This is a genomic window from Pseudomonas sp. KCJK9058, assembly GCF_046230975.1.
GTDB classification, from domain to species: Bacteria; Pseudomonadota; Gammaproteobacteria; order Pseudomonadales; family Pseudomonadaceae; genus Aquipseudomonas; species Aquipseudomonas alloputida.
In genome coordinates, this window is sequence record NZ_JBJJLR010000041.1 from 1 (window position 1) to 14,252 (window position 14,252).

The 14,252-nt window shown below is 61.9% G+C and carries 15 protein-coding genes; 13 read left to right on the plus strand and 2 right to left on the minus strand.

The annotated features are described in order from the left end of the window. The first annotated feature begins 213 nt into the window (after positions 1-213). The 3 genes from ACK59Z_RS19680 to ACK59Z_RS19690 are packed head-to-tail and all read left to right on the plus strand — an operon-like array spanning position 214 to position 3,776. Positions 214-873, plus strand: coding sequence for a paraquat-inducible protein A (locus ACK59Z_RS19680; RefSeq protein WP_003247631.1), 660 nt, complete (start codon positions 214-216; stop codon positions 871-873). Then, positions 860-1,483 carry a paraquat-inducible protein A gene (locus ACK59Z_RS19685; RefSeq protein WP_003247629.1) on the plus strand — a complete coding sequence of 208 codons (624 nt, stop codon included), beginning with the start codon at positions 860-862 and terminating at the stop codon, positions 1,481-1,483. Before ACK59Z_RS19680 ends, ACK59Z_RS19685 begins: the two co-directional genes overlap by 14 nt. Beyond that, positions 1,476-3,776, plus strand: coding sequence for a PqiB family protein (locus ACK59Z_RS19690; protein WP_108192013.1), 2,301 nt, complete (start codon positions 1,476-1,478; stop codon positions 3,774-3,776). The genes ACK59Z_RS19685 and ACK59Z_RS19690 overlap by 8 nt, the downstream gene beginning before the upstream one ends. Before the next feature lie 249 nt (positions 3,777-4,025). On the opposite strand, the gene rpsT is transcribed toward ACK59Z_RS19690, so the two are convergent. Continuing rightward, positions 4,026-4,304, minus strand: a complete 279-nt coding sequence (rpsT, locus tag ACK59Z_RS19695; RefSeq protein ID WP_003247625.1) for a 30S ribosomal protein S20 — start codon at positions 4,302-4,304, stop codon at positions 4,026-4,028. Positions 4,305-4,554: 250 nt separating this feature from the next. Here rpsT and murJ point away from each other — a divergent pair, with 250 nt between their 5' ends. From murJ to ispH, 6 genes are all read left to right on the plus strand, one after another. Then, complete coding sequence (gene murJ, locus ACK59Z_RS19700) at positions 4,555-6,093, plus strand: murein biosynthesis integral membrane protein MurJ (RefSeq protein WP_004577288.1); 1,539 nt, start codon at positions 4,555-4,557, stop codon at positions 6,091-6,093. 118 nt (positions 6,094-6,211) lie between these two features. Further along, on the plus strand, positions 6,212-7,162 hold the full coding sequence (gene ribF, locus ACK59Z_RS19705) for a bifunctional riboflavin kinase/FAD synthetase (RefSeq protein ID WP_003247613.1): 951 nt from the start codon (positions 6,212-6,214) through the stop codon (positions 7,160-7,162). After that, positions 7,159-9,990 (plus strand): isoleucine--tRNA ligase, encoded by a 2,832-nt coding sequence (gene ileS / locus ACK59Z_RS19710; RefSeq protein WP_108192014.1) that lies wholly within the window; start codon positions 7,159-7,161, stop codon positions 9,988-9,990. Before ribF ends, ileS begins: the two co-directional genes overlap by 4 nt. After that, positions 9,983-10,498 (plus strand): signal peptidase II, encoded by a 516-nt coding sequence (lspA, locus tag ACK59Z_RS19715; protein ID WP_003247609.1) that lies wholly within the window; start codon positions 9,983-9,985, stop codon positions 10,496-10,498. Before ileS ends, lspA begins: the two co-directional genes overlap by 8 nt. Further along, positions 10,491-10,928 carry an FKBP-type peptidyl-prolyl cis-trans isomerase gene (gene fkpB / locus ACK59Z_RS19720; protein WP_003247607.1) on the plus strand — a complete coding sequence of 146 codons (438 nt, stop codon included), beginning with the start codon at positions 10,491-10,493 and terminating at the stop codon, positions 10,926-10,928. The genes lspA and fkpB overlap by 8 nt, the downstream gene beginning before the upstream one ends. Before the next feature lie 14 nt (positions 10,929-10,942). Continuing rightward, on the plus strand, positions 10,943-11,890 hold the full coding sequence (ispH, locus tag ACK59Z_RS19725) for a 4-hydroxy-3-methylbut-2-enyl diphosphate reductase (protein WP_004577287.1): 948 nt from the start codon (positions 10,943-10,945) through the stop codon (positions 11,888-11,890). 76 nt (positions 11,891-11,966) lie between these two features. Here the strand turns inward: ispH and ACK59Z_RS19730 are convergent, their stop codons facing one another. Then, entirely contained in the window at positions 11,967-12,449 is a 483-nt protein-coding gene (locus ACK59Z_RS19730; RefSeq protein ID WP_409293587.1) for a GspH/FimT family pseudopilin, read from the minus strand. Positions 12,450-12,558: 109 nt separating this feature from the next. On the opposite strand from ACK59Z_RS19730, the gene ACK59Z_RS19735 reads away from it, so the two are divergent. Genes ACK59Z_RS19735 through ACK59Z_RS19750 form a run of 4 tightly spaced genes read left to right on the plus strand, consistent with a single transcriptional unit; the run spans position 12,559 to position 14,228 of the window. Then, positions 12,559-12,741, plus strand: coding sequence for a prepilin-type N-terminal cleavage/methylation domain-containing protein (locus tag ACK59Z_RS19735; protein ID WP_003247582.1), 183 nt, complete (start codon positions 12,559-12,561; stop codon positions 12,739-12,741). Beyond that, positions 12,738-13,376, plus strand: coding sequence for a PilW family protein (locus ACK59Z_RS19740; RefSeq protein WP_108192015.1), 639 nt, complete (start codon positions 12,738-12,740; stop codon positions 13,374-13,376). Before ACK59Z_RS19735 ends, ACK59Z_RS19740 begins: the two co-directional genes overlap by 4 nt. Further along, positions 13,373-13,837 carry a hypothetical protein gene (locus tag ACK59Z_RS19745; protein ID WP_108192016.1) on the plus strand — a complete coding sequence of 155 codons (465 nt, stop codon included), beginning with the start codon at positions 13,373-13,375 and terminating at the stop codon, positions 13,835-13,837. The genes ACK59Z_RS19740 and ACK59Z_RS19745 overlap by 4 nt, the downstream gene beginning before the upstream one ends. A 1-nt stretch (position 13,838) precedes the next feature. Beyond that, positions 13,839-14,228, plus strand: coding sequence for a type IV pilin protein (locus ACK59Z_RS19750; protein ID WP_108192017.1), 390 nt, complete (start codon positions 13,839-13,841; stop codon positions 14,226-14,228). The last annotated feature ends 24 nt before the right edge of the window (positions 14,229-14,252 follow it).

A 14,252-nucleotide genomic window follows, 5' to 3' on the forward strand; every position in this document is an offset into this window, starting at 1 on the left:
CGCAGGTAGGGGTTTTGTCTTTGTGGGCAAAAAAACTGGACCTGCTCGAGAGCGGAGATGGCACCGGCTTCGCCGGTGTTCGCGGGTAAACCCGCTCCTACGGGGAAGGGGGCAACGCCAGGCAGGGGCGCATACCCTCCAGGCCAATGTCGCCTCCCACAATTCGAGCCAGAACACTAGAATAGCCACCACGCACCTATTCAGAAGCGCCATATGTCCAATTCTGTCGAACCTGAAACCCTGGACCAGCTGCCGTTGGACGAGCTTGTCGCCTGCCATGAATGTGACCTGCTGCTGCGCAAGCCCGTGCTGCAGCATGATGAGAAAGCCCAATGCCCGCGCTGCGGCTACGAGCTCTATGCCCACCGGCACAATGTGGTCAATCGCAGCCTGGCCTTGGTACTGGCGGCCCTTTTGCTGTTCGTGCCGGCCAATTTCCTGCCGATCATGCAGTTGCACCTGCTTGGTCAGACTTCGGACGATACGGTCTGGAGTGGCGTGCTAGGCCTGTATAACTCCGGAATGCGCGGTGTTGCCGTAGTGGTGTTGCTCTGTAGCATGGTCATTCCGCTGGCGAAACTGCTCTGTCAGCTGGCTGTGCTGTTGAGCATCCGCTTGAACTTCGGGCGTGACTACGGCCTGGTCTTCTACCGCATCTATCACCATCTGCGTGACTGGGGCATGCTCGAGGTCTATTTCATGGGGGTGCTGGTGGCCATCGTCAAACTGGTGGACCTGGCCGAACTGACCGTGGGCCTTGGGCTGTTCTGTTTCATCAGTCTGTTATTGATCCAGGTGTGGCTCGAGGTGGTGATGTCGCCCCACCAGATCTGGAGTGCGCTATCGGGGGAGGACCTGCATGCGGGCGATTGACGCAGGCATTGTTGTCTGCAATGAGTGTCACGAGCTGAACAGGCAAGAGCCAGACAGCACTTCGCAAACCTGCACACGCTGCGGCGCTATCGTGCATGCACGCCGGCCGAACAGTATCGCGCGCACCTGGGCGTTGCTGATTGCGGCGTCGATCCTCTACATCCCAGCCAACATACTGCCGATCATGACCGTGAGTACCCTCGGTCAGGGCAGCCCGGACACCATCATGTCCGGTGTCATCACCCTGCTCAAGCATGGCATGGTGCCCATTGCGGCTGTGGTGTTCATTGCCAGTATCCTGGTCCCCACGTTCAAGCTGGTGGGCATCGGCTTGCTGTTGTACTCCGTCCAGCGGCGGCAACCGCTTTCGGCCCGGCAGCGGATATTGATGTACCGCTTCATCGAATTCATCGGGCGCTGGTCCATGCTGGATATCTTCGTCATTGCCATCCTGGTGGCAGTGGTGAATTTTGGCCGAATAGCCAGTGTCGAAGCCAACCTGGGCGCTGTCGCCTTCGCAACTGTGGTGATCCTGACAATGCTTGCCGCTTTAACTTTCGATCCCCGACTGATTTGGGATAACACGGAGTCGGATGACGACCATGAGTGACCTGCCAACGGCTAAAACCCGCCCCGCCTCGAACTGGTCGGCCATCTGGATCCTGCCCTTGATTGCGCTAATGATCGGTGGCTGGCTCGCGTGGCAGGCCTACCGCGACGCTGGCGTGGAAATTGAAGTCCGCTTCGAGTCGGGAGAGGGTATCGTCGCCAACAAGACCGAGGTCATCTACAAAGGCATGCCGGTTGGCAAGGTGAAAAGCCTGGTGCTCGACGCCAAGGGCGACACGCAGGGGGTGATCGCTACCATCGAGATGAACAAGGCTGCCGAGCCCCATCTAACCAAAGGCACGCGTTTCTGGCTGGTGAAGCCGAGTGTCAGCCTGGCCGGTATATCTGGCCTTGAAACACTGGTATCGGGTAACTACATCGCTGTTAGCCCGGGGGAGGGGGAACGTACCAAACGCTTTGTGGCATTGAAGGTGGCGCCACCGCTCTCGGATTCTGAACCCGGCCTGCACCTGACCCTCAAGGCCGACAGGCTGGGCTCGCTCAACCGTGACAGCCCGGTGTTCTACAAGCAGATTCAGGTTGGCCGGGTGAAAAGCTATCGCCTGTCCGAGGACCAGAGCACCGTAGAGGTGAAAGTCTTCATCGAGCCGGCCTACGCCAGCCTGGTGCGCAAGCACACGCGTTTCTGGAACGCCAGCGGTGTCAGCATTGATGCTTCGCTTTCGGGTGTGAAGGTGCGCAGTGAGTCGTTGTCGAGCATTGTGGCGGGTGGTATCGCCTTCGCCACGCCGGAGTACCGCAAGGACAGCCCGCCCACCGATCCAAGCCTGCCGTTCCGCCTGTACGAGGACTTCGATGCAGCACAGGCGGGTATCCGGGTAAAAGTGAAGCTGAGCGATTATGAAGGCCTGCAGGCGGGTCGCACGCCGGTCATGTACAAGGGCATTCAGGTGGGCTCGCTGAAAGCCCTGAAGATGGAAGACAACCTGGCCAGCGCTTCGGCCGAGCTGACACTCGACCCGCTGACCGAGGACTACCTGGTAGACGGAACACAGTTCTGGGTAGTCAAACCGTCGATTTCCCTGGCGGGAATCACGGGCCTGGAAGCGCTGGTCAAAGGTAACTACATCGCCATTCGTCCTGGTGAGAAGGGCGCACGGCCAGAGCGTGAGTTCGAGGCGCGTGCCAAGGCGCCGCCGCTCGACCTCAAAGCGCCGGGCCTGCACATGGTGTTGTTCGCCGACACCTTGGGTTCGCTGGAAATCGGCAGCCCGGTGATGTATCGCCAGGTGAAGGTGGGTAGCGTGCAGAGCTATCAGTTCGCCCGTAACAGCAACCGCATCCTGATCGGTGTGCATATCGAGAAGGAGTACGAGAAGCTGGTCAATGGTTCGTCGCGCTTCTGGAACGTCAGTGGGATCACCCTGACCGGCGGCCTGTCGGGCATCAAGATCAAGAGTGAGTCGCTGCAAACACTGATGGCCGGCGGTATTGCGTTCGATACGCCACGGCCCGATGTACCGCTGAAGCGACACATTCCACGCTTCCGCCTGCATGACAGCCAGGAGGCGGTAAACCGTGCGGGTACGTTGATCACCATCCGCGTGGAGCGTGCCGATGGCCTGAAACCGGGCACGGCCATCCGCTTCCGCGGCCTGGATGTGGGCAGCATCGAGAGCGTCGACCTCACCGATGACCTGCAGGCGGTGCTGCTACGGGCGCGCATTACCGAATCGGCGGATCGCATTGCCCGTGCTGGTACGCAGTTCTGGGTGGTCAAGCCGGCCTTGGGCCTGGTGCGCACTGAAAACCTGGACACCTTGATAGGTGGGCAGTACCTGGAAGTGCAGCCAGCAGCCAAGAACCGTGGGCCACAGCGCGATTTCATCGCCCTGGCCGAAGCACCGGAGGTAGCAGGGCCAGAGGTCGGCCTGCCATTGACGCTCAGTGCGCCACGCCGCGGCTCGATCAAGCCGGGTGTGCCGGTTACCTATCGTGAGGTTACGGTGGGCAAGGTGACAGGCTTCGAGCTGGGCCAGAGCGCTGACCGCGTGCTGATTCATATCCTCATCGAGCCGCGTTATGCCGCCTTGGTGCGCAGCGGTAGCCGCTTCTGGAACAGCAGTGGTTTCGGTTTCGACTGGGGTCTGTTCAAGGGCGCTACAGTGCGTACCGAGTCGGTGGAAACCCTGATCGATGGCGGTATCGCCTTTGCAACGCCAGATGGCGAGCAGATGGGTAACCCGGCACGGCCGCAGCAGACCTTTGCCTTGTTCGAAAAGGCCGAGGATGAATGGCTGCAGTGGGCACCGAAGATTCAAATCGCCAAGTGATGTAAAAGTAGGGCCGCCAAACGCGGCCCCGCTTTTTTGTGGGAGCGGCCTTGCGTCGCGACAGGGGGGGGCGTAGCGGCCCCTCGGCCTCAGCGCAGAAGCTGAGCTTGCCGGGGCTGCCCCGCAGCTCTTCCGCGACGCAAGGCCGCTCCCACAGAGATCAAGTACCACATGGAGCTGGGCCCGCATGCATAAATCGCAGGCAACAAAAAACCGACCCTAGGGTCGGTTTTTCGACTAGCGCGTCGCTTAGGCAGCTGCAGCTTCTTTCAGCGCCTTGATGTGGCCATTCAGACGGCCTTTGTGACGAGCAGCCTTGTTCTTGTGGATGATACCCTTGTCGGCCATACGGTCGATTACAGGTACAGCCAGAACGTAAGCGGCTTGCGCTTTTTCGGCGTCTTTTGCGTCGATGGCTTTAACTACATTCTTGATGTAGGTGCGGACCATGGAACGCAGGCTGGCGTTGTGGCTGCGACGCTTCTCAGCCTGTTTTGCACGTTTCTTGGCGGAAGGTGTGTTGGCCACCGTCGAGCTCCTCGAAAGACTTTAGGTAAATAGCAAACAAAATAGGCCGCGAATCATGCCGATCAGTCGAGCGGATGTCAAGGCCACCTGCAAGGTTCCGCCGAGCGGTGCGCCAACAAGCGGGAAAGATTCCTTTCTGCTGCGCGACCTGTACACTCGGGAATTTTTGGCTCCCCTGCGAAGGCGCGGGAGTATCGCACATTCGGACGCTGTCTGGCAGCGTCCTCTGTCATTGGCGTGAATCTTTTCGATGAACCTGCTCAAATCCCTGGCTGCAGTAAGCTCGATCACCATGATTTCGCGGGTGCTGGGCTTTGTTCGCGACACCATCCTGGCCCGCATCTTTGGTGCTGGTGTCGCTACCGATGCCTTCTTCATCGCGTTCAAACTGCCCAACCTGTTGCGGCGCATCTTCGCCGAAGGCGCATTCTCCCAGGCCTTCGTGCCGATTCTGGCCGAGTACAAGACCCAGCAGGGCGAGGAGGCGACGCGCACCTTCATTGCCTATGTCAGCGGCCTTCTGACCCTGGTGCTGGCCCTGGTGACCGCCATCGGCATCCTCGCTGCACCGTGGGTGGTGTGGGCGACGGCCCCGGGTTTTGTCGACAGCACCGAAAAATACGCGCTGACCACCGACCTGTTGCGGGTGACGTTTCCTTATATATTCCTGATCTCGCTGTCTTCCCTGGCCGGAGCGATCCTCAATACCTGGAACCGCTTTTCGGTGCCGGCCTTCACGCCTACCTTGCTGAACGTGGCGATGATCGCCTTCGCCGTGTTGCTGACGCCGTACTTCAACCCGCCAATCATGGCGTTGGCCTGGGGCGTGCTGGCGGGTGGCCTGGCGCAGTTGCTGTACCAGCTGCCAGCGCTGAAGAAGATCGGCATGCTCGTGCTGCCGCGCCTGAACCTCAAGGACGCTGGTGTGTGGCGGGTACTGAAGCAGATGCTGCCGGCGATCCTGGGGGTGTCGGTGAGCCAGATCTCGCTGATCATCAACACCATCTTCGCCTCCTTCCTGGTGGCCGGCTCGGTGTCGTGGATGTACTACGCCGACCGCCTCATGGAGCTGCCTTCCGGTGTGCTGGGCGTTGCCCTGGGCACCATCCTGCTGCCGACCCTGGCCAAGACCTATGCCAACAAGGACCGCGAGGAGTACTCACGGATTCTCGACTGGGGCCTGCGCCTGTGCTTCCTGCTGGTGCTGCCCTGCACCCTGGCTTTGGCCATTCTTGCCGAGCCGCTGACCGTTGCGCTGTTTCAATATGGCAAGTTCAGCGCGTTTGATGCGGCCATGACCCAGCGGGCGTTGATCGCCTATTCCGTGGGCTTGCTGGCGATCATTTTGATCAAGGTACTGGCACCTGGCTTCTATGCGCAGCAGAATATTCGCACGCCGGTGAAGATCGCAGTCTTCACCTTGGTCTGCACCCAGCTGTTCAACCTTGCCCTGGTCGGCCCGCTTGCACATGCCGGCCTGGCATTGGCGATCAGCCTCGGTGCCTGCCTGAATGCCGGTTTGCTGTTCTGGAAGCTGCGCAGTCAGCAGCTGTTCGAGCCTCAGCCTGGCTGGGCAGTGTTCCTGCTCAAGCTTGTGTTGGCGGTGACGCTGATGTCGGCAGTACTGCTGGCGGGCATGCACTATATGCCGGCCTGGGAGCAGGGCATCATGCTTGAGCGCTTCCTGCGGCTTGGGGCGCTGATCCTGGCGGGCGTCGTGACGTATTTTGGCTGCCTGTACCTGTGTGGCTTCAGACCCCGGCATTTCGCTCGCAAGGCCTTGCACTGAGGCTTTTGGCGGGTCAGGCGTCGGTTTTTCGCATTCCACGCCGCCCTTGGGCGCTGCTGCCTGTCACCAGCGCCCGGGTGTGGTTATAATCGGCCACTTTATGAGCAAGAAGCGCGTTATGCAGCTGGTTCGAGGTCTTCACAACCTGCGCCCCGAGCACCGGGGCTGTGTCGCCACCATTGGCAACTTCGACGGGGTTCACCGCGGCCACCAGGCAATCCTGGCGCGCCTGCGCGAGCGCGGTCAGGCCTTGGGCCTGCCGACCTGCGTGGTGATCTTCGAACCGCAACCACGCGAGTACTTCGCACCCGATACCGCGCCAGCGCGCCTGGCCCGGCTGCGCGACAAGATAGAGCTGCTGGCGACCGAAGGTATCGACCGGGTGCTGTGCCTGGCGTTCAACCAGCGTCTGAGCAAGCTCAGTGCCGATGCCTTCGTCAAAGCCATCCTGGTCGACGGCCTGGGCGTGCGTCATCTCGAAGTGGGCGATGACTTCCGCTTCGGCTGCGACCGCGCTGGCGACTTCGCTTTCCTGGTCGAGGCCGGCAACGCGTATGGCTTTACCGTCGAGGCCGCCAACACGGTCATCCAGGATGGCCTGCGGGTCAGCAGCACCGAAGTGCGCAAGGCCTTGTCCGAGGGCAACTTCGAGCTGGCCGAACACCTGCTGGGCCGCCCGTACCGCATTACAGGCCGCGTGCTGCACGGCCAGAAGCTGGCCCGCCAGCTCGGCACACCAACCGCCAACATCCAGCTCAAGCGCCGTCGCGTGCCGCTGTCCGGGGTATACCTGGCCAGCATCGTGATCGACGGCAAAGCTTGGCCGGGTGTCGGCAATATCGGCGTGCGCCCCACCGTTGCCGGTGATGGGCGCCCGCACCTGGAGATTCATCTTCTGGACTTTGCCGGCGATCTTTACGGCCGGCGCCTGACGGTGGAGTTCCACCACAAGCTGCGTGAAGAGCAGCGATTCGCCTCCCTGGAGGCGCTGAAGTCGGCGATCGATGCGGATATCGCCGCCGCACGTGCACATTGGCACGCTCAACCGCTAACGAAGAGCCTGAAATGACCGACTACAAAGCCACGCTTAACCTTCCGGACACCGCCTTCCCCATGAAGGCCGGCCTGCCTCAGCGCGAACCGCAGATCCTGCAGCGCTGGGACAGCATTGGCCTGTACCAGAAGCTGCGCGAAATTGGCAAGGATCGTCCCAAGTTCGTCCTGCACGACGGCCCGCCCTATGCCAACGGCAAGATTCACATCGGTCATGCGCTGAACAAGATCCTCAAGGACATGATCGTCCGCTCCAAGACCCTGGCCGGCTTCGATGCGCCGTACGTGCCAGGCTGGGACTGCCACGGCCTGCCGATCGAGCACAAGGTCGAGGTTACCCACGGCAAGCACCTTTCCGCCGACCGTACCCGCGAGCTCTGCCGCGAGTACGCTGCCGAGCAGATCGAAGGGCAGAAGACCGAATTCATTCGCCTGGGCGTGCTGGGTGACTGGGACAACCCATACAAGACCATGAACTTTGCCAACGAGGCCGGTGAAATCCGCGCCCTGGCCGAGATGGTCAAACAAGGCTTCGTGTTCAAGGGCCTGAAGCCGGTGAACTGGTGCTTTGATTGCGGTTCGGCGCTGGCTGAAGCGGAAGTCGAGTACGCCGACAAGAAGTCGCAGACCATCGACGTGGCCTTCCCGGTTGCCGATGAGGCCAAGCTGGCCGCCGCCTTCGGCCTGGCCTCGCTGACCAAGCCGGCCGCCATCGTGATCTGGACCACCACCCCGTGGACCATCCCGGCCAACCAGGCCCTGAACATCCACCCGGAATTCAAGTACGCCCTGGTCGACACCGGCGAGCGCCTGCTGGTGCTGGCTGAAGAGCTGGTCGAGTCGTGCCTGAAGCGCTACAACCTGGAAGGTTCGGTTCTTGCCACCGCCCAAGGTTCGGCGCTGGAGCTGGTCAACTTCCGTCACCCGTTCTACGACCGCCTGTCGCCAGTGTACCTGGCTGACTACGTCGAGCTGGGCGCCGGTACCGGTGTGGTGCACTCCGCGCCAGCCTACGGTGAAGACGACTTCGTCACCTGCAAGCGCTACGGCATGGTCAACGACGACATCCTTACCCCGGTGCAGAGCAACGGCGTGTATGTCGAGTCGCTGCCATTCTTCGGCGGCCAGTTCATCTGGAAGGCCAACCCGGCCATCGTCGAGAAGCTGAGCGAAGTCGGTGCGCTGATGCACACCGAAACCATCAGCCACAGCTATATGCACTGCTGGCGCCACAAGACTCCGCTGATCTACCGCGCGACCGCGCAGTGGTTCGTGGGCATGGACAAGCAGCCGAGCACTGGCGAGCCGCTGCGTGAGCGTGCGCTGAAAGCCATCGAAGACACCAAGTTCGTCCCGGCCTGGGGCCAGGCGCGCCTGCACGCGATGATCGCCAACCGCCCGGACTGGTGCATCTCGCGTCAGCGCAACTGGGGTGTGCCGATCCCGTTCTTCCTGCACAAGCAGACCGGCGAGCTGCATCCGCGCACTGTCGAACTGATGGAAGAAGTGGCCAAGCGTGTCGAGCAGCAAGGCATCGAGGCCTGGTTCAAGCTGGACGCCGCCGAACTGCTGGGCGCTGAAGCCGACCAGTACGACAAGATCGCTGACACCCTCGACGTGTGGTTCGACTCCGGTACCACCCACTGGCACGTACTGCGTGGCTCGCACGACATCGGCCACGCTACCGGCCCGCGCGCTGACCTGTACCTGGAAGGTTCCGATCAACACCGCGGCTGGTTCCACTCGTCCTTGCTGACCGGTTGCGCCATCGACAACCACGCGCCGTACCGCGAGCTGCTGACCCACGGCTTCACCGTGGACGAGAACGGCCGCAAGATGTCCAAGTCGCTGGGTAACACCATCGAGCCGGAGAAGGTCAACAACACCCTGGGTGCCGATATCCTGCGCCTGTGGGTTTCGGCCACCGACTATTCCGGTGAAATGGCGGTTTCCGAGCAGATCCTGCAGCGCAGCGCCGATGCTTACCGGCGTATCCGTAATACCGCGCGTTTCCTGCTTTCCAACCTGTCCGGCTTCGACCCGGCCCGCGACCTGCTGGCCTCGGAAGACATGCTGGCGCTGGACCGCTGGGCCGTGGACCGCACCCTGCTGCTGCAACGCGAGCTGGAAGAGCACTACAGCGAGTACCGTTTCTGGAACGTCTACTCCAAAGTGCACAACTTCTGCGTACAGGAACTGGGCGGCTTCTACCTCGACATCATCAAGGACCGCCAGTACACCACCGGCGCCAACAGTGTCGCCCGCCGTTCCTGCCAGACCGCGCTGTTCCACATCAGCGAAGCGTTGGTGCGCTGGATCGCGCCGATCCTGGCATTCACCGCCGACGAAATCTGGCAGTACCTGCCGGGCGAGCGCAACGAGTCGGTCATGCTCAACGGCTGGTACCAAGGCTTGAGCGAGCTGCCGGAAGGCACCGAGCTTGGCCGCGCTTACTGGGACCGCGTGATGGCGGTGAAGGCATCGGTGAACAAAGAGCTGGAGAACCAGCGTACCGCCAAGGTCATTGGCGGCAACCTGCAGGCTGAAGTGACCCTGTACGCCGACGAAGGCCTGAGTGCCGACCTGGGCAAGCTGGGCGACGAGCTGCGCTTCGTGCTGATCACCTCGGCCGCTAGCGTGGTGCCGTTCGCACAGGCGCCGGCCGAAGCCGTAGCCACCGAAGTCGAAGGCCTCAAGCTGAAAGTGGTCAAGTCCGGTCACGCCAAGTGCGGCCGTTGCTGGCACTTCCGCGCCGACGTCGGCAGCCACCCGGAGCACCCGGAAATCTGCAGCCGTTGTGTCGACAACCTGAGCGGCCAGGGTGAGGTGCGCCACTATGCCTAACCCTGCAGCGGGGCGCTTCGGGCGCCTTGCATGGCTTTGGCTGAGCTTGCTGGTCCTGGTCATCGACCAGGCCACCAAGCTGTACTTCAACAACGCCCTGACCATGTACCAGCAGATCGTGGTCATTCCTGACTACTTCAGCTGGACCCTGGCTTACAACACCGGTGCCGCGTTCAGCTTCCTGGCTGATGGTGCAGGTTGGCAGCGCTGGTTGTTCGCCCTGATCGCCGTGGTGGTCAGCGCGGTGCTGGTGGTGTGGCTCAAACGCCTGGGGCGCAACGAGACCTGGCTGGCCGTGGCGCTGGCGCTGGTGCTGGGTGGGGCGATTGGCAACCTGTACGACCGCATCGTGCTGGGCCATGTGGTCGACTTCATCCTGGTGCACTGGCAGAACCGTCATTACTTCCCGGCCTTCAACGTGGCCGACAGCGCCATCACCGTTGGTGCGGTGATGCTGGCGCTGGATATGTTCAAGAGCAAGAAGTCCGAGGATCCGGTCCATGACTGACACCCGTATCGGCCAGAACACCGAAGTCACCCTGCACTTCGCGCTGCACCTGGAAAACGGCGACACCGTCGACAGCACGTTCGATAAAGCCCCGGCCACCTTCAAAGTGGGTGATGGCAACCTGCTGCCGGGTTTTGAAAACGCCCTGTTCGGTTTCAAGGCCGGTGACAAGCGCACCGTGGTGGTTGCCCCGGAGAACGCCTTTGGCCAGCCTAACCCGCAGAACGTACAGGTTATGCCGAGGTCCAACTTCGAAGGCATGGAGTTGTCCGAAGGGTTGCTGATCATCTTCAACGACGCCGCCAACACCGAGCTGCCGGGTGTGGTCAAAGCGTTCGATGACGACCAGGTCACCATCGACTTCAATCACCCACTGGCTGGCAAGACCCTGACCTTCGAGGTGGAGATCCTCGAGGTGAAGGCCCTGTAAGCCTGGAGCCGAGCATGCAAATCAAACTCGCCAACCCGCGCGGCTTCTGCGCCGGGGTCGACCGGGCGATCGAGATCGTCAACCGCGCGCTGGAAGTCTTCGGCCCGCCGATCTATGTGCGTCACGAAGTGGTGCACAACAAGTTCGTGGTGGAAGACTTGCGTAACCGCGGCGCCATCTTTGTCGAAGAGCTGGACCAGGTGCCGGACGATGTCATCGTCATCTTCAGTGCCCACGGTGTTTCCCAGGCTGTGCGCCAGGAAGCTGCTGGCCGTGGGCTGAAAGTGTTCGATGCCACCTGCCCGCTGGTGACCAAGGTTCACATCGAAGTGGCCAAGTACAGCCGCGATGGCCGTGAGTGCATTCTCATCGGCCACGAAGGGCACCCGGAAGTCGAAGGCACCATGGGCCAGTACGATGCCAGCAACGGCGGCGCCATCTACCTTGTCGAAGACGAGGAAGATGTTGCCAACCTGCAGGTGCGCGACCCGAACCACCTGGCTTTCGTCACCCAGACAACACTGTCGATGGACGACACCAGCCGCGTCATCGATGCGTTGCGTGCGCGCTTCCCGAACATCGGTGGCCCGCGCAAGGACGACATCTGCTACGCCACCCAGAACCGCCAGGACGCCGTCAAGCAACTGGCCGGCGAGAGCGACGTGGTGCTGGTGGTGGGCAGCCCGAACAGTTCCAACTCCAACCGTTTGCGCGAGCTGGCTGAGCGCATGGGCACCCCGGCCTACCTGATCGATGGTGCCGAGGACATGCAACGCGGCTGGTTTGACCAGACCGCGCGGATCGGCATCACCGCCGGTGCTTCGGCACCCGAAGTGCTGGTGCGTGGTGTGATCGAACAGCTCAAGGCCTGGGGCGCTACCGGCGCAGAAGAGCTGGATGGGCGCGAAGAGAACATCACCTTTTCAATGCCCAAAGAGCTGCGGGTTCGCTCGCTGATCTAACGGGCTGCACCGCTGCCAATGCAGGGGCTGCTTTGCAGCCCTTGCGCGACTCAAGACTGTTCCTGCAATGACCGCGCTAGCAGCGGTCATTGCTCCGGTCCTCCGTAAGCAACCTGACTCTGCCGCTTGATGCCAGCGCCACTTGATATCGGCTGCGAGCAGCGGCGCGTTCGCACATTTCCAGTGTTGCGCCCAACCAGCCGTTGCCCGACGTCATTGGCACGCCCAGCGCACTGAATTTGAACTGCTCGCCGCGATTGCTGGTTATTTTCAGCGGCTTTGAAAGGCGCTGTTCGCGTAGCACCTGCCGGTTATGCTCCAGCACTACCCGCCAACCATTCCCCCAATTACCGTCCAGCGCCAGCACCAGCACCGGCTGGCTTTGCAGCATGGCATGGCTGCGTGCACTGCGCAGCGCCTGCGCCAGATCTCGGGCAGCCGCCGCCCGGTGCAGGTCATCGCTCATTCGGGCGTAGGCCGGCATGCCCAGTTGGGTCAGCAAGACCGCCACGGCCAAGGCCGACAACATTTGTATCAGTGTTACGCCGCGTTGCTTCACCGTGCATTCCTCCCTGGACGTGCTTGGCTATAGCTTCCTGGCGGTTGGACAAGAGGTCCAGTCGCCCTAGTTGAAAGCAATGACCGGAAAAGTCGCAGGAGGTGCAGGGATGCACGCAAGGCAAGGGGGCATGACGCTTCTGGAAGTGCTGTTGGCGATCGTGATCGTGGCCGCAGGTCTGTTCGCAACGGCTGCGATGCAATTGCAGGCATTGCAGGCTGCGGACAGCGCGCGCCGGGATGGCCAGGCGGCGATGGCGCTGCACAGCGAACATGAGCGCAGGCGGCGATGAGGCGCTGTCAGGCAGGGTTTGGCTTGCTTGAGATGGTGGTGGCGCTGGCGATCGGATTGATGCTGCTGGCGGCGGCCAGCCAGCTTTTTGTCTCCGCGCACCAGACTTGGCGCCTGCAAAGTACGGCAGTGCGCATGCAGGATTCTGCTCGGCTTGCATTGCTGCGCATGGCGCAGGATATCCGCATGGCCGGGATGTTCGGTTGCCTGCGCCTGAGCCCAGACGACTTTCTGGTCTCCGGCGCGGAGCAGGCCTTTGCCCGGCCCTTGGCGAGCGGCCCGTCAAGTTTGAGCCTGGTCGTCGCTGAGTTACCAGGGTATGCCGGTGACCCCGACTGGACCTTGCTGACAAACTGTATCAACACGGTGGAGGTACACAAGGAGCGCGCGCAAGGTAGCGACACGCTTATGGCTGTGCCTGTCAGCCGGCATCGCTATGTTCACGTTGGAAGTACGCTTTACTTCGAGCGGCGCGACCGCAATCAGCCCTTGGTCGATCACGTGCGCGAACTGCGTGTGGTGCAGGTGGCTGGAGAGCGGATCGATCTTCAGCTGACATTGTATGAGCCGACCTTGCAGCTTGAGCAGCACCATGCGCTGAGCGTGGCATTGCGTAACCCGGTGCCGGCTTCATGAACCGCCAGCGGGGTGTTGTCCTGTTGTTGGCGTTGGTGCTCAGCGTCCTGCTGGGCCTGCTTGCCACATCTGCCCTGCGTGACGCGCTGGTGGAAACACGGATGACCGGCTACCTGAGCGATGGCCTGCTGGCGCTGGAAGAGGCTGAGGCCACTTTGCTGGCCGGGGTACGCGAACTTGAACGGGCGCCCCCTGACGTTTGTAACGCGTGTCTGCCACCGCCCAGGCCGCACGACCTGGTTGGGCAGTGGCAAGGTACCCAGACCGGCTTTTTCCAGCTGCAGAACCTGGGTGTCAGCAAATGTGCCGCGCACATGCCCGAAGGGCAGCCGGTTCGCCTGTTCCGGATTACCGCCGTCAGCAAGCAAAGCCGCTCACGGCATGTGCTGGAAGCGGTCTACGCCGTGGCCGGCAATCAAACCCAACGCATCACCTGGCGGCAAAGATTGCGAGGAGACTGACATGCAGCAAGGCTTGAGCCTGATCGAGTTGTTGATTGTGCTGGCCGTGACCGGCATTCTGGCAGCCATTGCCTACCCCAGTTACAGCGACCAGCTTCGGCGAGCCGCGCGCAGCGAAGTGGTTGGCCTGCTGCATGATGCCGCCCTGCGCCTGGAGCGCCACCGCGTGCGCACTGGCCAATACGCCGAGGGCGACCTGGTCTTGCCCGAAGGTACCCGCTACTACAACCTTCAGGCCCAGCGCGACAGTGACACCTTCACGCTGCGCGCCCGGCGGCTACCGCATGGGCTGATGGCGCAGGATGGCTGTGGCGATTTCCAGCTCGACCAGGCTGGCATGCAGCGCAATCCGGGTGCCGTTGAGCACAGCACGCACTGCTGGGGAAGCTGAAGGTTCAATGATGCCCAGTGCATC